Below are 21340 nucleotides of genomic sequence, written 5' to 3'. Positions count from 1 at the left end.
AGTATGCAGATAATTCCAGCAAAAACACCTGGATTTGTAAAAACATTATTTCCGAATTTTGTCTGGAATATCCAAACAGATAAAAAAGAACTATATCTCACTTTTGATGATGGTCCAACACCAGAAATCACGAATTGGGTACTTCAAACATTAAAAGATTTTAATGCTAAAGCGACTTTCTTTTGTATTGGAAATAATATCGAAAAGCATCCAGAAATTTTTCAACACATAATTACTGAAGGTCACACCGTTGGAAATCACACATATAATCATCTAAAAGGCTGGAAACATAAAACTAAGGTATACTACAAAGATGTTTTAAAAACGGAAAAAATTATCAATAATTTTAAAACTGATGATTCCACACCAATGTTTAGACCACCTTATGGCAAGTTTAAAAATAAGCAGAGTAAAAAACTATTAAAACGTGGTTATAGAGTTATACTTTGGGACGTTTTGTCCTATGATTGGGATAGTTCTATAAACGAGAATACGTGCTATAATAATGTAATTTCAGCAGCAAAAGAAGGTAGTATTATTGTTTTCCATGATAGTATAAAAGCATCACGAAATTTAAAACATGTGTTACCTAAAGTTTTAGAATATTATAAAAAAATGGGCTACGTATTTAAAGCCTTATAGCCTAAATGTATTCTTGAATAATTCCGATTAAAGTATTAGCATCTTGCTCACCACTGTGTCTCCATTTCATTTCACCATTTTTGTAGATAATCAAAGTCGGCAATCCCTTAACTCTAAGTGCTTCGGCTAGTTCCTTATTTTTATCCACATCAATTTTAATGACTTTGGCTTTATCTCCCATTGCAGCAGCTACATCTCTAAGTACAGGATGCATTGCAGTAGATGGATCATTCCATTCTGTATAGAAGTCTAATAGAACAGGAATATCTACATCTATTAATTCCCCAAATTTTGACATACGTTATAGTTTTTAGTCAAACGTGTTATACAAACCTACATCAAATTTTAATGGCAAACTCTAGTAAGTTCGTAATGAGCAACATAAAAATAAGCATTTTAAAACAATTAGGCTTCTTTCTTTCCTTTTTTGAGCTCTATTACTGTAATTTCTGGCCATATACCTACACGACCAGGAAAAGCTAAATACCCAAAACCTCTATTGACATTTATATATTGATCTAGCGCTTCATAGATGCCTGCCCAACGCTTGTATCGCCATTTTACTGGACTCCATTTAAACCAACCTGGTATTTCAATTCCAAATTGCATACCATGAGTATGACCACTTAATGTTAAGTGATAATGATAAGCATCATTAACTACCTCAGCATCCCAATGACTTGGGTCGTGACTCATTAGTATTTTAAAATCATCTTTATCTACTAGGCTAGACGCTTTCTTTAAATCACCAGCTTGTTTAAAACCACCTATTCCCCAATTTTCAACACCAACCAAAGCAATACGCTGTCCATCTTTTTCTATAAATCGGTTTTCATTCAAGAGTAAATCGAAACCAATATCTTTTTGAAGTGTTTTTAAATCCAAAAGATTTTGCACTTTTGCTTCATCAGAATCCCAATCTACGTAATCACCATAATCATGATTTCCTAAAACCGAATACATACCATCTTTAGCCTTTAGTTTTTTGAAGATATCCAAATAAGGATGCATCTCTGTGGCTTTATTATTTACCATATCACCTGTAAACAAAATAACATCAGATTGTTGCTCGTTTATTAAATCTATAGCGTATTCTACTTTGTCAATATTATCAAAACTGCCAGAATGTACATCACTTATTTGAGTGAGTTTATAACCATCAAAGGCATCTGGTAAATCTTCAAAATACAACGTATAGTTTAAAACCTTAAAGTTATATTTCCCTTTATAAATACCATATAAAACTGAAGCGAAAGGAATCGCTGCCATACCTAAAGCAATCTGACTCACAAACTTTCTACGAGCTGGAAAATGATTACCCTCTAGATTACTATTCTGAGTGAAGTAACTGTAAATAGCTTGTGGTACTCTAAAAATATCTTCACCAAACATGACGATAATTAATACCAATTTTGGCACAGCCATAGCTATTAAAAAACCAACAGCGTAAGAATTACTATGAGAAAATCCATCACTACGATTAAAGCCAAAAAATTGATAGATAAAATTTCCTAAAATGGCAATTGTAAACAACCAATATACAGCATACCACCAAGTACTCTTAGTTAAGGTACGTAAAGTTTGAAAGGCGTAAAAATCTGCAACACCAATGATTACAATAAAAATTATCCAACGGATCATATAAAAAAATTAATTATCAAAGATACTAATATGCTTACAGCCTTATCTTATGAAATTGTTAAAGCTTTTTAGCTGTAAATCATCTAGTGTTTTATGCTCTGTTTTAAAATGAATAATAAGTCTATCATTTGGTAGCATATCAAAGAAATTATCTGAAAAATGACCTTTGTTTTTAGTAAACAAAAACACATCCTTTTGAAGTGTTCTACTCGATAATTCAATATTAAAACCATCATTAATTTTTGTGATTTTCTTTTGAATAACTTTAGATTTTAATTTTAAGTCTTTTGGTTTTACAAAATAGAAGTATGAAATTTCATTATTGAATTTTGAAACTAAAACTACGTCATCTTTATTAAATTGAATTGTATTTAAATCTACCTCGAATTGCATAGTACTTGAGTTTGCATCAACCTCAATTGATTTAGAATTTTTCCATATCACTTTACCATCAAAATCTAATAATCGCATTGATAACTGTCCTTTTTTAGATTGAAGACTATCATTAACAATCCATGTTTTAAGTATGTTATTTTCAACTTTTGAAGAAATCAATACATCCTCAAAACTTCGCTTAGCTTTATAATGCAGAGCTTTCCAATTCCCAAAATAATCAATACTCGACCATGAAACCGCTGGCCAACAATCATTGAGTTGCCAATATAAAGTTCCCATATTATAAGGCTTTGCTCGTCGTTGTGCTTCAATACCTTTTGTAATTCCATAAGCTTGCAATAATTGGCTCATATACACATAATCTTCTGACTCAGTCGGAACAGGAAAATCACGCTTCATATAATCTTCTATTATCTGAAAACCTCTCGAATGCTTTTGATGGTTCTTAAAACCTTCCGAACTTATTTCAATTGAATCATTCTGATTGATATAGCGAATTGTTTCATAACTAGAAAAAGACTGAAAACCAAACTCACTCATAAAACGTGGCACGTTTTCTTCGAGATGTTCAAAAGGATAACCATCATGCCAAATCCACCAATCGTGTGCGTCTCCTTCCGTTTTATATTTAAGATTTCCTCGTCCATATTTAGGTGAAGACTCCCAATAATCTACATCTGTTAAACTAGCAACTGTTTTTGGCAAAATAGAATCGAACACTTTTAAGTAGTTATTCCAAATCTCTTCTTTCTCTTCCTCGCTTCTATCTGCTTGCCAGCCCCAACGATGCCAACCCTCTGAATTTTCATTATTTCCACACCATAATGCAATTGACGCATGGTTTCTAAGTCTCTTTACATTGTCATATACTTCATGCTCTACTATATTTAAAAAACCTTTATCTCCAGGATACATAGCACAAGCAAACATAAAATCTTGCCAAATTAAAATGCCTTTCTCATCGCATAAGTCGTAAAAAATGTCATTCTCATAAATACCTCCACCCCAAACTCTGAGCATATTCATATTGGCATTAACGACATCATTTAATAAGCTTTCATAATGTGCATCAGTTACTTTATTCTGCAAGCTATTTTGAGGAATGTAATTCGCTCCTTTTGCATAAACTGGCAAGTCATTGATTTTAAAATAGAATGATTCTCCATTATCATCTTTTTCGGCAATATGCTCAATAGTTCTTAATCCTTTTTTAATTGAAATGCTGTCTAGAATTTTATCATCTTTTTTAACAACCGCTTTTAAATCATACAAATAAGGCTCTCCTAGATTGTGTGGCCACCATAGCTTTGGCATCTTTATTTCAAAATTGAAAAACATTCCAAAATTTTTAGACATTTCTATATCATGAGTTCCTATGAAATTATCATTAACATAATAATCAATGTAAATATCATCTTGCCAAAAACCTTTGAATGACAAATCCGCCTCCAACACAGCTATTGAATCATTTAATTTTTTCTGAATAATTTGAAAATCTTGAATTCGAACATCATTCCAAGCTTCAAGTGTAATTGGTCGCCAAATTCCACTTGTGTTTAATTTCGGTCCCCAATCCCAACCATATTGAAACTGTGCTTTTCGAGTAAAGATACGATTGCCCTCAGGTAATTGATATGACAACTTCGTTTTTTCTGCTTCTTCATGTTTTAAAGTATGTTCAAAAACTATTCTCAAATTATTTTCAGACTTAACAAACTGTTTTACATCTATCAAATAAGAGTTAAAAGCATTATCGGATTTCAGAATTAAAATATCATTTAAATACACAGAAGCGTAAGTATCTAAGCCTTCAAAATTTAATTCTATGTTTTTCTTTTGAAGTATTTTTTCATCTACTGAAAATGTGATTTTGTATTCCCAATCAGTTTCAGAAACCCATTGTACATCCTTTTCATTGCCTCCAATAAATGGATCTTCTATTAAACTGTGATCTAGTAAATCTGAATGCACATTTCCAGGAACAGTCGCGGATTGCCAAAGTGTATCATTTACTTTTTTAAACTGCCAATTGGTATTCAATTCTATTGTAACAGGAACATCATGCTTTGGTTGACAACTAAAACATACAAGTATTAAAAGCAGTAAACTATATCGCATCTAAAATGGCTTTAATTTTTCGAGGATCTGAATAGATTAATGGTGTCGAAAATAATGAATTACACTCTTCTAATTGAGATGAAGCTGATGCGTGAATCTCTATTAATCTAATAGTTTTAAACTTATTTGCATTTTCCGAATTGATACCTCCACCTGCAAGAATGATAATTCTATTTTTTGAAATTATATTCAATTCATTGAGCAATTTCAAACCTTTTTCAGCAGAAACTTCTTGCCCAGAAGTTAAAACACGTTCTACACCTAAATCGATTAACTGATTTAATGCTTTTTTCGGGTTTGCAACCTCATCAAATGCACGATGGAATGTAAATGGTAATGGTTTTGATAACTCTATTAATTCTTTTGTACGCTCAACATCTATAGTCTTATCTGAATTTAAAACACCAGCCACAATGCCATCACAACATAAATCTTTACACAGTTGAATATCATGTTTCATAATTTCAAATTCATCTTCTGAATAAACAAAATTGCCAGCTCGAGGTCTAATTAAAACGAAAATAGGAATCTTTAAATTTTCTTTTACTTGTTTTAATAAACCATAAGAAGGCGTTATTCCTCCAACGGATAATTCTTGGCATAATTCAATGCGATGTGCACCTGCTTCTTGAGCATTTTTTACGGATTGGTATGAGTTGGCACAGATTTCTAGTTTCATATTCTTAATTAACATCATTGCGAGACGCTTTATAGCGATGTGGCAATCTGTTTGTTTTTTACTTATAATTTCAATTTAAAAGATTCCCACGTCCTTCGTCCTCAGAATGACAAATTAATTAATTATTATTTCATCAATAAACGTCCATGATTTTTGTCCTGCACCTTGTTTCCCTTCTAGTATTGTTCCATAATTAGGGATTCTAAATCGAATTTTCTTAGTTTTTCCCCCTTCAAAAGTTGATTTAAAATTAACAATCAAATTATCATATGCACTAATTTTATGAGTTTTAAATCCATCATCACCAAATGCGATTTCTATTTCTCTAGGTGCATAAATCCATTGACCTTGTCCATTATGAAATCTTGTTTCAATGGAATTAATGTGCTTTACTTCTTTTAAATCAATCGTAATTTCAATATCATCTCCCCAAAACCCTAACCATTCCTTATCACCATAACGAGTATCACTACCAGAAATTCCATTAATTAATCCTTCTGGCCCACTGCCTTGATATGCTTTATTTGGTTCATTATTAATAGTTATTGTCGCACCTACAGCTTTATGCATATTAATGTCTTGAGAAAAAATCTTTCCCAATTCTTTTTCTGAATCAAAAACCCTTGCCTTTAAGTTTATACTTTCGGTAATTGGCACAGGCTTTTCATAAATTTTAGAATTTACAGTTGGTTCTAAACCATCAGTAGTAAACCTAATGTCTTTGCCTTTAGAGGTTGTTGTCATTTGATAAACAATCTGGTTCTCTTTTGTAATTAATTCGCCTTCTATTTCATACAAATGATTAGCATAATTAATATCTAAGACATCTAATCGTTTATTAAAATTTTCAACTCTTGACACAAATTCTTTATAATTTTTTTCTTCAGAATTAGACCAAACCACTTCGCTTAATGCCAATATTCTCGGAAAAATCATGTATTCTACATGTTTAGAGTTTGGCATATATTCTGTCCAAACATTGCCTTGGGCTCCAAGCACATATTTGCCTTCTTCTGCAGTTAACTCTTCCGGAATTGGATTAAAATTATATACTTTTTCTAATGGTAAAAAACCACCAATCGCCAACGGTTCATCTCCGTTTTCGGATTGATAATGATCAAAGTAACAATATGAACCAGGTGTTAAAATAACGTTGTGCTTTTGTTTTGCCGCTTCTATTGCTCCATCAAACCCACGCCAAGACATTACAGTTGCGTTAGGTGCTAAACCTCCTTCTAAAATTTCGTCCCAACCTATAATCTGTCTGCCTTTAGAATTCAAATATTTTTCTATTCTAGAAATAAAATAACTTTGTAATTCGTGTTCGTCTTTTAAGCCTTCGTCTTTAATTCGTTGTTGGCAAGATTTACAATTTTTCCAATGTGTTTTTGGTGCTTCATCACCACCAATATGAATATACTTACTCGGAAACAACTCTAAAACCTCATCCAAAACATCTTCAAGAAATTCAAATGTTTCGTTCTTTGAACAGTAAATATCTTCAAAAACACCCCATTTTTTTGCTACATTGACTTGTTCTCCTGTACAACCTAATTCAGGATATGCAGCAATAGCAGCTTGTGCGTGTCCAGGTAATTCAATTTCGGGAATAACAGTTACAAAACGGGATTCTGCATATGCTACAATATCTTTTATTTGATCTTGTGTATAATAACCTCCATATTTTTCACCATCAAATTGATGTGGCTGGTCTCCATAATGTCCAACAAGTGTTTCATATCTAAATGCAGAAATTTCCTGAAGTTTCGGATACTTTTTTATTTCAATACGCCAACCTTGATCTTCTGTAAGATGCCAATGAAAGGTATTCATTTTCAACATAGCCAAAGCATCAATATATTTCTTTATAAAATCTACTGAAAACATATGTCTACCAACATCGAGATGCATGCCACGATAAACAAATTGTGGAGCATCAGTAATTGACATACAAGAAATATTAGCTTGTTCTGTTTTAAAACTTCCATTTTCAAATTCTGGTTGCAGTAATTGTCGCAAAGTCTGAACAGCATAAAAAGCTCCATGATCTGTTTTCGCCTTTATTTTTATATTATTCGGTGAAATTTCCAGATTATAACCTTCATCATTATCTATAGTTGTATCTACAATAAAATTTATATCATTTCCTTTACCAAGACGAATCGCTTTTCCTTGTTCAATAAATGATTTAAAAAATTCTGCTGAAACTTTTAACTCTTCTGGATAATTCAATCCTGAAGAACTACTTAAAACAAAATGACCTTTATTAACTATATGTTTTGAAGGTTTTGGAATGATTTGAACTTCAACATTATAAATTTCTTTTTCTTGACAATTAAACAACAACTGTACAAAAAGACAAATGACAACTACTTTCTTGATTTGCATTTTACTATATTAGATGCATTAAAATTAACAATCTTTTTGATGAACTTTAAGCTAACCTTCTTTTTAATTGTACTAGCTCTTTTTTTAAGCTGCAATAATTCACCTTCAATTCTCAAAGTAAAGAAAGACCAACCACTAACTAGCTATGTAAATACCTTTATTGGAACTGGTGGACATGGTCATACATATCCTGGTGCTACGATGCCATTTGGAATGATGCAATTGAGTCCAGACACACGATTAGAAGGTTGGGATGGTTGCTCTGGCTATCATTATACAGACAGCTATATTTACGGATTTTCGCATACACATCTCAGCGGAACAGGAATTAGCGACTATGGAGATGTACTTTTAATGCCAACTAATGAAACTAATTTTAATAATGGTGCTAATGGTGAAAAAGGCTATCGTGCACATTTTTCTCATGATAATGAAGTGGCGGAACCAGGTTATTATAAAGTTCATTTAGATTCAACAAATATTGATGTAGAATTGACAGTTTCAAAACGAAGTGGAATTCATAAATATCAATACCCTTCTAGTCAAGATCAGTTCTTAATCTTAGATTTAGAACATCGAGATAAAGTCTTAGATGCGAAAATCGACAAGATTTCAAATACTGAAATCGAAGGTTATCGGCATTCATCAGCATGGGCAAAGGATCAACGCTTATTTTTTGTTATTAAAACCTCTCATCCTTTTAATGACATATTGCAATCTCCTCCTGAATTCGGAATGCCTGGAGCCAGAAGAACATCATTAAATTTTATTAATCCAAATAATGAACCTATCTATATTAAAGTCGGAATTTCTTCTGTTGACATTGCTGGTGCTCGTAAAAATTTAGAAGCCGAAATAGAAAATAAGGACTTTGAAACTATTAAAAAAGAAGCTCAGAATTATTGGGAAGAACAACTTGAAAAAATTGTAATTGAAAGTGATGATTTAGATAAAAAAACCAATTTTTATTCAGCCTTATATCATACTATGTTAGCACCTCAACGTTATCAAGATGTTGATGGACGTTATAGAGGTATGGATTTAAAAATCCATAATGCTGATTTTGATTACTATTCAGTTTTTTCGCTTTGGGATACTTACCGAGCTGCGCATCCACTTTATACCATAATCGAACAAGAAAAAACCAACGATTTTATCAATACTTTTTTGGCCAAATATGATGAAGGTGGGATTATGCCAATGTGGGATTTGGCAGGAAACTATACAGATTGTATGATTGGTTATCATGCTGTACCAGTTGTTGCAGATGCTTATCTAAAAGGCATTAGAGGATACAATATTGAGAAGGCTTTTGAAGCCATGAAACATTCGTCAACAAGAGATAAATTTGGTTTAGAAGCTTATAAAAAATATGGATTTATTCCTGTAGACGAAGAAAGTGAATCGGTTTCTAAAACCTTAGAATATGCTTATGATGATTGGACGATTGCACAAATGGCTAAAGAAATGGGCAAGACTGAAGACTACAAAACATACATTCAGCGTGCACAGTATTACAAAAATGTATTTGATCCTGAAACTAAATTTATGCGAGGGCGTTTTAGGAATACGTGGTTTGCACCTTTCGATCCTTATGAAGTGAATTTTAATTATACTGAAGCTAACTCTTGGCAGTATAGCTTTTATGTACCTCAAGATGTTTCAGGTTTTATTGGTTTAATTGGAGGCAAGGATAAATTAGAAGCACAACTCGATGAGTTATTCTCTGCAAAGACTGAAACTTCAGGTCGCGATCAATCAGATATTACTGGTTTAATTGGGCAATACGCTCATGGTAATGAACCAAGTCACCACATGGCTTATCTCTACAATTTTGTAAACAAACCACACAAAACACAAGAGAAAGTTCATCAAATTTTAACCGAGCTTTATAATAATGATCCTGATGGTGTTTCAGGTAATGAAGATTGCGGTCAAATGAGTGCTTGGTATGTATTAAGTTCAATGGGTTTTTATTCAGTTACACCAGGAAGCAATCAGTATGTCATAGGAACTCCACTTTTTGATAAAGCGACTATCAATCTTGAAAGTGGGAAACAATTCAACATTATTGCTAATAATTTAAGTGATACTAATATTTATATTGAAAGTGCAAAACTGAATGGCGAAATTTTGAAAAACACCTATTTAAGTCATGATGTTATAGTTTCAGGAGGCTCTTTAGAGTTTACGATGACGAATCAACCTTCAACATGGGGAACAACAGAAGGCAACGAGCCAAGAACCGAAATCACAGACCACATCATTTTACCTTCACCATTTATAGCCAAAGGAGATATTACATTTAGAGGTTCTACAGAAGTTGTTTTAGCGACTTCAGAAAAAGATGCTGACATATTTTATGCTATAAATAATGATGACTTTAAATTGTATAAAAAACCATTTACCATATCTAAGGATGCTGAAATAAAATTATATTCAGAAAAAGGAGAATTAAAAAGTCCTGTTTTAACGACACCTTTTTACAAGATAGATCCAAATCTTAGTATTGCACTAGAAAGCGAATTTGCGAATCAATATTCTGCTGGTGGAAATGATGCTTTAATTGACGGCATAAGAAGCACTAAAAATTACAGAACTGGTAGTTGGCAAGGTTATCATAATACAGATATAATTGCGACAGTAGACTTAGGTTCTCAAAAGAGTATTTCATCAGTAAAGGTTAACTTTCTACAAGATCAAGGTGCATGGATTTTTTATCCGACAGAAGTGCAGTGTTTGGTTTCAAATGACAATAAGACTTTTAAAGCTTTACCTGTGCAAAAGATTAATTCAGCAGAAAGAAATAGTAAACTAGAAATTAAAACAATTGAATTTAAAATCCCAATCACCAACTATAAATATGTGAAAATTGTTGCTAAGAAACTTGGAAAAGTACCTGAATGGCATTTAGGTTATCCTTATGATGGCAGTAGTTGGATTTTTGTAGATGAAATTTCTATTAAATAATATGGCATTTAACGCATTAGTACCAACATTAGAAGTCAAAAACATGGATGACACCATTTTGTTTTATGAGTCTCATCTCGACTTTAAGTGCATAGACAGAGAGGAGGATGCCTGGGCCTTTATTCAAAAAGATGATATTAGTATTATGCTGTCTTCAAGATTTAATGAAGGCAAGCAGCCAAAACCTGTATTTACAGGAGGATTGTATATCTATGTTGATGATATTGATGTTATTTGGCAGATTCTAAAAGATAAAGTAACGATTAGTTATCCGATAGAAAATTTTGAATATGGCATGCGAGAGTTTGCCATATATGATTGCAATGGTTATAGAATTCAATTCGGACAAGAACTAGAAATCAATTAAATATGTCGCAACAAAAATCCTATCGTTCCTCTTTTATTTTACTAACCACCTTATTCTTTCTTTGGGGATTTATAACGGTTTTAGTTGATTCTTTAGTACCTAGGCTTCGAGAGCTTTTTACACTCAGTTATGCTCAAGCTATTTTAGTTCAATTTGCATTCTTTGGTGCTTATTTTGTATTATCAATACCTGCGAGTTACATCTTATCTAAAATTGGCTATAAACGAGGAATAATTCTAGGCTTACTAACTATGGCATTAGGTTGTCTATTATTTTATCCTGCGGCTTCTTATCGAGTTTTCGGAGTGTTTTTAGTTGCCTATTTTATACTAGCAGGCGGTATGACAATATTACAAGTTGCAGCAAACCCATTTGTTGCTGTTTTAGGAAGTGAAGATGGTGCATCGAGTCGATTAAATTTATCCCAAGCTTTTAATTCGCTAGGAACTGCAATTGCTCCTGCTGTTGGAGCCTTATTTATTCTGAGTGATAAGATTAAAAGTTCTGAAGAAATTGCTGCACTTTCTGGAGATACATTAGATACTTATTTGGCATCAGAAGCATCAGCAGTTCAAACTCCGTTTTTAGGACTTGCAGTTTTTATTGTAGCTATTTCGGTCGTTTTTGTTTTTGCTAAACTGCCAAAAATGATTAATGAAGATTCTACAGGAACCTACAAAGAAGCTTTTAAAAACAAAAACCTAATTCTTGGTGTTTTAGGTATTTTTTTTTATGTCGGAGCTGAAGTTTCTATTGGAAGTTTTTTGGTTAACTATTTTCAAGATATGAATATGGTTCCGATTATTACAGAAAGTGAAACCTTAATGAATATAGCTAATACAGTAGCAAATGTTTTTTTTAAATCCTTAGATGGTGCAGATGATAAAGCTTTACTAGGGATTTTTGTGATTTTCTATTGGTCTGGCGCAATGGTTGGTCGTTTTGTTGGTTCTTATTTAACCAAAATAATGAAACCTGGTAAAGTATTAGGAATTTTTGCTGCGATCGCAATTGCTTTGATTATCGTTTCTATTAGCACAACAGGTTTACTTTCTATGTGGAGTATTTTAGCTGTTGGATTATTCAATTCAATAATGTTTCCAACAATTTTTACATTAGCGATTGATGGTATTGGTGAGCTAAAGCCTAAAGGTTCTGGTTTACTTTGTATGGCTATAGTTGGTGGTGCAATAATCCCATTAATATGTGGAACCTTAATCGATAACATAGGCTTTAAATTGGCCTTTTTATTCATAACAGTTTGTTATGGTTATATACTTTGGTATGGTTATAAGAATTCTAAAAAAATAGCAATATGAAAAGACGACATTTTATAAAAAACGCTTCTCTAACTGGAGTTGGTTTAGCTGTAGGAAGTACTTTGATAAATTGTGATGAAGCAACTTCTAAAAAATTAGCAGATGAAGATGTTAAAGCTATTACTGACTTTAAAGGTTTTCCAATGGTTATTGCTACATGGCATGTTATAGATGCTACAGCAAAAGCCATGGAAGTTTTACAAGCAGGAGGCAATGCTCTAGATGCTGTAGAGCAAGGTTGTAGAGTTGAAGAGGCCAATGAAAAAGGGCAATCTGTTGGAAAAGGCGGATTACCAGATAGAGATGGAAATGTTACTTTAGATGCGTGTATTATGGACAAACATGGCAACTGCGGAGCTGTAGTTTATCTTAAAGACATAACGCATGCAGTTTCTGTAGCAAGACAAGTAATGGAAAACACACCTCATGTAATGTTAGCAGGTGAAGGTGCAAAACAATTTGCCGTATCTAAAGGATTTGAACCAGAAAATTTATTAACCGAAGCTTCAAAAGAAGCATGGGGAAAATGGAAAATAGAAGCCAAATACAAACCCATAATTAATATTGAAAATCACGATACCATCGGTATGTTAGCCATTGACAAGAATGGTGATATTTCCGGTGCTTGCACAACAAGTGGATTGGCATATAAATTGGGAGGACGTGTTGGTGATTCGCCAATAATAGGTTCTGGATTATTTGTAGATAATGAAATTGGTGCTGCAGTAGCAACTGGTTTGGGTGAAGAAGTTGTAAAAACTGTTGGTAGCTTTTTAGTTGTAGAATTGATGCGACAAGGAAAATCACCACAAGCAGCATGTGAAGAAGCTATTAGTAGAATCGTAAATAAGCCTAATAGTGATTACAAAAATTTTCAAGTTGGTTATATCGCAGTAAACAAAAAAGGTGAAACAGGAAGTTACTCAATTCATCAATGGTTTAGTATGACTAAATTTCAAGATGGAGTCAATGAACAAATTCAATCTAATTTTTTCAATAAGACAGAAAATTCGTAAATTGTAGGAACTAACCTTCTAAAATTTTGGCTAAATTGAAATACCCTTACCTTATTTTCTTGTTATGCTTTTCAAGTCTTTTACAATCTCAAAACAATTTAGATAAACAAAAAATCATTGATTCCTTAATTAACATTGTAGATACTTACGATGATAATTTCGAAAAAATAAGAACACTTACTAGCAATGCTGGTCAGCTCCGTTATTCTAAAGACTCTCGTATTTTAATAGACAAAGCAATTATCATTTCTAAAGCGAATAAGGATGCAAAGCAATTTGCTAATTCTTACTACTCCTTAGGTAATTTCTTCTATTATAATAGTCAATTGGATTCTGCAGTAGTATACTTAGACAAGTCAATTTCTTATGTAAACGATGACACCATGCCTTTTTTAAGAGCTTCTAACCTAATGACCAAAAGCGCCATTTATAGAAAACAAGGAAATATTTCCCTTGCTATTGCTACCATGCTTAATTCTAAACGTTCTTTAGACAAAATTGACACCTTAAGGTTAGATGAGCCACAACGTCATAAATTTAAAGGTGAAAGTTTGGTACTTAATAATTCATTGGCCAATTATTATAATCAAATGGAAGAGTTTGATAAGGCTGCTGATTATTATAATAATGCCTATAAAGCTGCACTAAGTTTAGGTTCTTTTGTTAATGCAGGAATTATTATTTCAAACAAAGGTGACTTATTACTAAATCAAGGAAAGCACAATGAAGCACTAGTACTATTTGAAGAGGGTAAAGTACTTAAAGAAAAAGGTAAGGCACCTAAGCGCTTTATTATGAGTTCAATTTTAAATATTGGTAATGCACATTCTAAATTAAAAAATTATAATGAAGCACTGATAAATTTAAATGCAGCTCATCAATTCTATAAAGATGCTGGAGTTATTGAAAATTTAACTATTTCAAAAAACTATCGAGGAAGTCTTTTTTATGAAACTAAAAAATACGATTTAGCGATAAAAGACTGTAGTAAAGCAAAACAATTAGCTATTGAAGCCGGGAATCTAGAACTAACATCTGATGCTTGCGATTGTTTATCTAAAGCTTACAAAGCTGCTGGTGAGTACAACAAAGCCTTAGAGAATTATCAGCTTCTAACTAAAACCAACGATTCTATTTTCAATGAAAATAATATCAAAAAACAAACTCAGCAAGAGATGCAATACGAGTTTAACAAAACTCAAGAACTTAACGCATTAGAACTTGAAGCTAAGGAAAAGCAAAGTAAGTTGTATTCCTATTTAGCTGGACTAGGCTTACTATTAGCTCTTGTTTTAGGATTTTTCTTTTACAGAAATAAAAAACAGAGCATTAAGCTTGCAAAGCAGAAGAAATTATTAGAAGCTACTGTTGATGAGAAAAACATACTTCTTAAAGAAACACATCATCGTGTAAAGAATAGTTTTCAAATTGTATCTAGTTTATTGTACTTACAATCAGAAAGTGTTGAGGACAAAGAAGCAAAAATCGCCATAAAAGAAGCCGAAAACAGAGTGCGTTCTATGGTCCTAATTCATCAGAGGTTATATAATAAAGACGAGCTTATTGGTATTAATACTCAAGATTATTTTAGTGACTTAGTACGTGATATTTTTGAAAGCCATCAGTTTGAATCAGAATCTATTCAATATCAACTTAACGCAGAACCATTGGTTCTAGATATTGAAACTATTACTCCTGTTGGTTTAATCTTAAATGAGCTTATTGTGAATACCTTAAAGCATGCTTTTAAGAATATGACTTCTGAAAGCAAAATTGATATTAAGTTTCATAAAGAAGGTGAGCATTTAGCATTAAAAGTTATTGATAATGGCAAAGGCTTTGAAGGTGAAGTTAAAAACACCTCTTTCGGTATTACGCTGATGAAAGCTTTATCGAAAAAATTAAATGCAACTTTAAGTTATAAATCTGAAATAAATAAAGGAACGGAAGCAACCTTAATAATGAAAAAGTATAATTTACTTTAAGGTGATACTATTAAAAAACAGTATTGACTAAAAAAAAAGAGGCTTTCACTAAAAAAAAACATTGATAAAATATTGATTCATTAGTTTGAAGTTCTAAATATATATAATTTGAAACCCCTAAATATCTACATCGTTGAAGACGAGCCATTAATTGTATCTACTATTGAAGTAGCTTTGCGTAAACAAGGTTTTTTTGCCGTTGGTGACGCAGAAGATTATACTTCAGCCTTAAGAGATATAGAATTACTAAAACCAGATTTGACACTTATAGATATTCAGCTTTCGGGAGATAAAGATGGTGTCGATTTAGCTACTGAATTAGACAAAAAAAACTTACCATATTTATTTCTTTCGTCTCAAACAGATCCTAATACCATAGAACGCGTTAAACACACTAATCCTCTGGGTTACATTGTTAAACCTTTTACAGAAACAGGTTTACGCACCAATATTGAACTCGCTTGGCATAACTATAACGATTCAAAACAACATTTTTTAACCATTAAACATGAAGGCAGACTGCATCGTATTAATCAAAACACTATCAGTCACCTTAAAGCATTTGACAACTATTGCTATATCAATACAACTACAAAAACTTATTTAGTACCTCATACACTTAAGCATGTCTCTGAGCAATTAGAAGGTAATGATTTTATAAAGACACATCGTTCTTATGTGGTCAACCTAAGACACGTCTTAAGAGTTGATAAAACCACTATTTCTCTAGAAAACGATAGCATACCATTAAGTGCATCACAAAAAAGTTTAGTAGTGAGTAAGTTAAAAAGCATATAATTAATGCTAAACGGTACCCTCTTAAAAACACATAACTAGTGTTAAACTGCACTCACTAAAAAAAAAGTTAGATTCACTAAAAACAAAATCCTAATACCTTGGTTATAAGATAGCTTTACTTAGCTATTAATCAGTTATTACGCTTTTAAACGACTTCTCTACATAGATTACCCCTTAGTTGTTTACAAAGAAGAAGGCTCCAAAACATGTTGTTATGAACGTTAAAAACCTACGCTTCAGTTTAGTACTATTTCTATTTTTTTATGCCATAAATGCCCAAGTTGGTGTCGGTAATACAGACCCTCAAGCCAGTTTAGACATTACGGCTAGTAGTGCAACAAGTCCTGCCAATAATGACGGAATTCTAATTCCTCGTATGAGTGTATTTCCTACAGCTCCTGGAGCTACTCGAGATGGTATACTTATTTTTTACACTGGCTCAGCTGCAGATGGTAAAGGTTTTTATTATTGGGATGATACCGCTAGTAACTGGATTAAAATTGTGTCAGGTAGCCTTAATGATAATGATTGGACAGTATCAGGAAACAACATTTATCGAGATTTAATTACTGCAAGAACTCTTATAGGGACAAATACTCCAGGAAATTATAATTTAACCATCACTAATAATTCTAACACTATTGACATTGGAAATATAAACTCAGGTGTAGATGCCATGGTAATTAACAAAGACCATAATACTGGAAATGGACTTGTTGTTAATCAAAATGGTACAAATAGTACTGGTAATAAATCTGCTATTGTGGGCACAAATGATTTAAATAATTTTCGAGCCGATATTGCCTTTAGTGAACATAGCTTACTTCAAACTGCTGGTGTATATGTTACCAATTCTAATATTACTTATTCGGAAGCTTCAGGGTTCTTATATCGTATCGACCAACCAACGTCAAGGGTAGGTAATTTTTATGGAAGTTGGATGGACATGAATATTAATGTTAATGTTGGAGCTTTATATGGTTACAAATCTGATATTGAAGGAGCTGGAAATGCATCAAGATATGGTTTTTACACATCAGTTCCAACTTCATCTGGTGGTACTCATTATGGATTATACTCTGAAGTTCTTAAGACTGGAAGTTATGCTGGTTATTTCAGTGGTGCCGTTTCTATTGGAACAACAAATGTAAATCATTATAGTTTACCTTCTTTTAGAGGGAATAATGGAGACATTATGCAAATTGACAACTTAGGACAAGTAAATTTTGTTAATGCCTCAACAGTATTTGCAAATACCGATAATCAAAACATTTCTGGTTCAGGACTCTCAGGTACAAACCTAACAATTGGTATTCAAAACGGCTCAAATGAAATTGTTGATGTATCAACTTTAGACCAATCTACAGAAGTTACCACTAATGCGGCTAATATCTTAATAAATACTAGCGATATAAATAATAATACTAGTGATATTATCACCAATGCCAACAACATTATCCTAAATACAACTGGCATCAATAACAATACGTCCGATATTAGTTTCAACACTTTAAATATTGGAAACAATACTACTATTATAACTAACAATACCAATAATATAAGTAACAACACTATTGATATCAATAATAACAATGTGGATATTGGAAATAATAGCACTGCTATTAGCACAAATACAATAAATTTAAACACACATATTGCAAGTGATGCTGATACTGTAATTGGGAACGAAATAATCACTTCTGGTATCTTAACTGGCACAAATTTAGAAATAGAAGAAGCCGGAAATACTACTACTATAGATTTATCTGGTTTACAGGATGGCACAGGTACTGACGACCAAGATATTGAGAACTTAATATTCAATACCTCTACAAATATTTTAACAGTTGGTATAGAAAATGGTACTGCACAAACTGTAAATCTATCTAGTTTGGATAATCCAGGAAATATTAACCAAATTACTGCAGGAACAGGTCTAACTGGTGGTGGTGCTACTGGCAATGTTACTATTAACGCAGTTGGCACAAATGGATTAACCACTAATGCCAATGATATTCGATTAGGAGGAGCACTGATCGAAAATACTACTATTAGTCAAGGCACTAGAAGCTTTGCTATTAATCTTAATAGCACAGGTGACTTCGCTATACAAGATGATAGTGATAATGTGTTTTTTGTAGAAGACTCTGGTGATATAGGTATAGGCACTTCAAACCCAGCACATCCTTTACATCTTGTAGAAAATACAGGAGATGAATTAGAAGTTATATATGTAGACAAAAATGATAATACTGCTGATGAAACCAATGGCATTTATGTTGTAAAATCTAGTGGTGGTACAGGTCGGAGTCATGCTATTCGCACACGTAATGATGGCACAGGTGCAGGGCAGAAATATGGTGTTTTTAATACTATAAGTTCTACAGCTTCTGGCAGCCAATATGGAACCAGAAACTTTATAGCAGGTGCGTCACCCAGCTTTCAGTTTGGTACTTTCAACAACCTAGATAATGCAGGTACAGGAAATCATTATGGCACATACAATGGTATGCGTGGTACTAGCGCTGCAAATTTATATGGTGTGTTTAACGAATTTCAGGAAGCATCAACAGCAGCTGAAACTACAGGTATTAGGAACTCATTTACAACTGGTACACCAGGAACTAGTGGAATGAATGGAACATATACAACATTTAGTAATACAGCTAATGGTGATTATTATGGCTCTAGAAATGTATTTAATAACTCAGCAACAGGAACAGGAAACAAATACGGAACATACAACCTTATCTCTTCTAGTGCTGGTGGTACACACTATGGAATCTATAGTAGTGCAACAAAATCTAACAGTTATGCTGGTTACTTTTTAGGGAGAGTTTCTGTTGGTACTACGACGACAAATAATTATATTTTACCAGCGTCTAGAGGTACAAACGGTCAAGTAATGGCCACTAATGCTGCTGGTGTCCTGTCTTGGCAAACACCAACTGTTGGAGATGTAACAGCTATTACTGCTGGCGCAGGACTTACTGGTGGCGGAACATCAGGAAACTTAACCGTAACTGCAACCGCCAACAACGGACTTAATGTTGACGCAGGAGCAGATCGCATACAATGGGGAGGTGCACTTACAGAAGACACTGCAATTACTTACGGAAATTTTGATACACGTTTTAACTTAAGTAACACAGGAGACTTTATTATCCAAGATAACGGAACTGGTGTTTTTGAAATCAATGATGCAGGAACAACCACATTAGGACGAGATATGGTATGGCGAGATGTTAATACAACAGGTACAATTATAGCGCAAATGCTCGATGATGGCGATGATGCTAGGTTTATACTGAGAGAAAATGGTAATGTTAGTGTGGATCTTGATACTAATTCACAGTTTGTTTTTAACGAGCAAGGTGCTAACAGAGATTTCAGAGTAGAGTCTGATAGCAATGCTAATATGCTTAGAATTGATGCTAGTGCAAATAGAGCAGGTATTGCAGGATTTCCGGATATTGATTTTCATGTATTTCATGGAAATAGTGGTACTACAAGTGGTATGAAATTACAGAACACAAATAACAATAATTGGATACGCATGTATGTATCATCAGGCACAGGTGATTTAAGATTCTATTCTACAAATCAAGGTACGACATCGATATCTAATATTAATGATGTTTCAGGAGTATATACTGCAACATCAGATAGGAGATTAAAAAAGGATTTTAAAGATTTGTATTTCTCTTGGGATAATTTCATGGAATTGCAACCATTAACATACAAATATAAAGCCGATAATGGACTTAAAAGCTACATAGGAATGGTTGCTCAAGATGTGGATAAAATATATCCAGAATTAATTTCTTATCACAAAGAAGAAGATGTATATCACATGGATTATAGTGCCACAGGAGTAGTTGCAATTAAAGCTACACAAGAATTAAAAAAAGAGGTCAAAGAATTAAATTTAAAAATGGAAACTCTTGAAGCAGAAAACAAAATTCTAAAACAGCGATTAAGCAAACTTCAGCAATTAGAAGTGCGTTTACTTGCACTAGAAAACAAAAGTAATTCGACCACTTCTGAAACTGCAAGTACAACTGAAGATTAAACAATTAATAATTGAACATTGAGTAGTAATTGTTTGAAAGAACGATTATGTTTTTGAGGAAAAAGCTGCTGTAGGGAGTGGCTTTTTCATTCTCAAATTAGGTTATAAAAAAACACTCACCAAGTGTTCTAAGCTAGCCACTAAAAAAAGTACGCATTCCCAATAAAATATTTTATCAATAACAATTAACCTATAAATTTCTATACGCTATTAATCAATATATACTTTTGAATAATCTCTTTAGGTTTATGAAAGTATGTTTAAAAATTCATTTTTATGAAAAACACAATTACTCTTAAAGAAAAAATTTTAATCATTGGATTAATTTTATTTGGCACAACATTAAGTGCTCAAAACCTTTGGATTAACGAAATTAAGTACGATGATTTTGGTGCTGATGTAGATGATACTATTGAAGTGGCTGGTGAAGCTGGTATTGATCTAAGCACCTATTCAATAGTGCTCTATAATGGTAGTAATGGTGCTATGTATAATACTACTCTGCTTTCTGGTACAATCGATGACGAACAAAATGGATTTGGTGCTATAGCTTTTAACTTTGGAGCCATACAAAATGGGCCTGACGCTATTGCTCTAGTTGGGCCCTCTAATGCGGTTATTCAGTTTTTGAGCTATGAAGGATCATTTATGGCTATTGATGGACCTGCTAACGGAATGACATCTACTGATATTGGTATTTCTGGCGCTAGCTCATCAGCTGGTTTATCCATTCAATTGCAAGGTGATGGGACAATGTATTCTGATTTTTCTTGGATAGAAGAAATCTCTCAAAGCTATAATAACATTAATCCATTACAGACTTTTGGAACACCTCCTGTTGCCGAAAATATTTGGATTAACGAAATTAAGTACGATGATTTTGGTGCTGATGTAGATGATACTATTGAAGTGGCTGGTGAAGCTGGTATTGATCTAAGCACCTATTCAA

General features: G+C 32.9%; 13 protein-coding genes and 1 pseudogene. 9 read left to right on the top strand and 5 right to left on the bottom strand.

What is annotated here, in order from left to right; genetic code table 11:
- The first annotated feature begins 3 nt into the window (after positions 1-3).
- Positions 4-642 (top strand): polysaccharide deacetylase family protein, encoded by a 639-nt coding sequence (locus tag QZZ53_RS04935; protein ID WP_296382132.1) that lies wholly within the window; start codon positions 4-6, stop codon positions 640-642.
- A gap of 1 nt (position 643) precedes the next feature.
- On the opposite strand, the gene QZZ53_RS04930 is transcribed toward QZZ53_RS04935, so the two are convergent.
- From QZZ53_RS04930 to QZZ53_RS04910, 5 genes are all read right to left on the bottom strand, one after another.
- Positions 644-940: a thioredoxin family protein gene (locus QZZ53_RS04930; RefSeq protein ID WP_296382130.1), complete on the bottom strand. Its 297-nt coding sequence runs from the start codon at positions 938-940 to the stop codon at positions 644-646.
- Between the two features lie 107 nt (positions 941-1047).
- Complete coding sequence (locus tag QZZ53_RS04925; protein WP_296382129.1) at positions 1048-2283, bottom strand: metallophosphoesterase; 1236 nt, start codon at positions 2281-2283, stop codon at positions 1048-1050.
- Positions 2284-2325: 42 nt separating this feature from the next.
- Entirely contained in the window at positions 2326-4797 is a 2472-nt protein-coding gene (locus QZZ53_RS04920) for a glycoside hydrolase family 2 protein (protein WP_296382127.1), read from the bottom strand.
- Entirely contained in the window at positions 4787-5476 is a 690-nt protein-coding gene (locus QZZ53_RS04915; protein WP_296382124.1) for a copper homeostasis protein CutC, read from the bottom strand. The genes QZZ53_RS04920 and QZZ53_RS04915 overlap by 11 nt, the downstream gene beginning before the upstream one ends.
- A gap of 114 nt (positions 5477-5590) precedes the next feature.
- Positions 5591-7864: a family 20 glycosylhydrolase gene (locus QZZ53_RS04910; RefSeq protein ID WP_296382122.1), complete on the bottom strand. Its 2274-nt coding sequence runs from the start codon at positions 7862-7864 to the stop codon at positions 5591-5593.
- 39 nt (positions 7865-7903) lie between these two features.
- On the opposite strand from QZZ53_RS04910, the gene QZZ53_RS04905 reads away from it, so the two are divergent.
- From QZZ53_RS04905 to QZZ53_RS04870, 8 genes and pseudogenes are all read left to right on the top strand, one after another.
- Positions 7904-10834, top strand: coding sequence for a GH92 family glycosyl hydrolase (locus QZZ53_RS04905; protein ID WP_296382120.1), 2931 nt, complete (start codon positions 7904-7906; stop codon positions 10832-10834).
- A gap of 1 nt (position 10835) precedes the next feature.
- Positions 10836-11201, top strand: coding sequence for a VOC family protein (locus QZZ53_RS04900; protein ID WP_296382118.1), 366 nt, complete (start codon positions 10836-10838; stop codon positions 11199-11201).
- Positions 11202-11203: 2 nt separating this feature from the next.
- On the top strand, positions 11204-12520 hold the full coding sequence (locus QZZ53_RS04895; RefSeq protein ID WP_296382116.1) for a sugar MFS transporter: 1317 nt from the start codon (positions 11204-11206) through the stop codon (positions 12518-12520).
- Positions 12517-13536 (top strand): N(4)-(beta-N-acetylglucosaminyl)-L-asparaginase, encoded by a 1020-nt coding sequence (locus QZZ53_RS04890; protein ID WP_296382114.1) that lies wholly within the window; start codon positions 12517-12519, stop codon positions 13534-13536. Before QZZ53_RS04895 ends, QZZ53_RS04890 begins: the two co-directional genes overlap by 4 nt.
- 35 nt (positions 13537-13571) lie before the next feature.
- A complete protein-coding gene (locus QZZ53_RS04885; RefSeq protein ID WP_296382111.1) occupies positions 13572-15521 on the top strand; it encodes a histidine kinase dimerization/phosphoacceptor domain -containing protein in 1950 nt (649 codons plus the stop codon).
- 108 nt (positions 15522-15629) lie between these two features.
- On the top strand, positions 15630-16319 hold the full coding sequence (locus QZZ53_RS04880) for a response regulator transcription factor (RefSeq protein ID WP_296382109.1): 690 nt from the start codon (positions 15630-15632) through the stop codon (positions 16317-16319).
- A 214-nt stretch (positions 16320-16533) separates the two neighbouring features.
- Positions 16534-20391 carry a tail fiber domain-containing protein gene (locus tag QZZ53_RS04875; RefSeq protein ID WP_296382107.1) on the top strand — a complete coding sequence of 1286 codons (3858 nt, stop codon included), beginning with the start codon at positions 16534-16536 and terminating at the stop codon, positions 20389-20391.
- Positions 20392-20667: 276 nt separating this feature from the next.
- Positions 20668-21340, top strand: a pseudogene (locus QZZ53_RS04870) (endonuclease); the annotation flags it as partial.

Source organism: Winogradskyella sp. (assembly GCF_016744625.1).
GTDB lineage: Bacteria > Bacteroidota > Bacteroidia > Flavobacteriales > Flavobacteriaceae > Winogradskyella.
The sequence above is the reverse complement of the archived record's forward strand: the minus strand, read 5'-3'. Positions and strand labels throughout refer to the sequence as shown.

What these genes read in the sequence shown, in the direction of transcription:
- QZZ53_RS04905 (WP_296382120.1), top strand. Translation starts at nt 7,904, where the DNA reads ATGAACTTTAAGCTAACCTTCTTTTTAATTGTACTAGCTCTTTTTTTA.
- QZZ53_RS04920 (WP_296382127.1), bottom strand. Translation starts at nt 4,797, where the DNA reads ATGCGATATAGTTTACTGCTTTTAATACTTGTATGTTTTAGTTGTCAA.
- QZZ53_RS04930 (WP_296382130.1), bottom strand. Translation starts at nt 940, where the DNA reads ATGTCAAAATTTGGGGAATTAATAGATGTAGATATTCCTGTTCTATTA.
- QZZ53_RS04900 (WP_296382118.1), top strand. Translation starts at nt 10,836, where the DNA reads ATGGCATTTAACGCATTAGTACCAACATTAGAAGTCAAAAACATGGAT.
- QZZ53_RS04910 (WP_296382122.1), bottom strand. Translation starts at nt 7,864, where the DNA reads ATGCAAATCAAGAAAGTAGTTGTCATTTGTCTTTTTGTACAGTTGTTG.
- QZZ53_RS04875 (WP_296382107.1), top strand. Translation starts at nt 16,534, where the DNA reads ATGAACGTTAAAAACCTACGCTTCAGTTTAGTACTATTTCTATTTTTT.
- QZZ53_RS04915 (WP_296382124.1), bottom strand. Translation starts at nt 5,476, where the DNA reads ATGAAACTAGAAATCTGTGCCAACTCATACCAATCCGTAAAAAATGCT.
- QZZ53_RS04925 (WP_296382129.1), bottom strand. Translation starts at nt 2,283, where the DNA reads ATGATCCGTTGGATAATTTTTATTGTAATCATTGGTGTTGCAGATTTT.
- QZZ53_RS04935 (WP_296382132.1), top strand. Translation starts at nt 4, where the DNA reads ATGCAGATAATTCCAGCAAAAACACCTGGATTTGTAAAAACATTATTT.
- QZZ53_RS04895 (WP_296382116.1), top strand. Translation starts at nt 11,204, where the DNA reads ATGTCGCAACAAAAATCCTATCGTTCCTCTTTTATTTTACTAACCACC.
- QZZ53_RS04890 (WP_296382114.1), top strand. Translation starts at nt 12,517, where the DNA reads ATGAAAAGACGACATTTTATAAAAAACGCTTCTCTAACTGGAGTTGGT.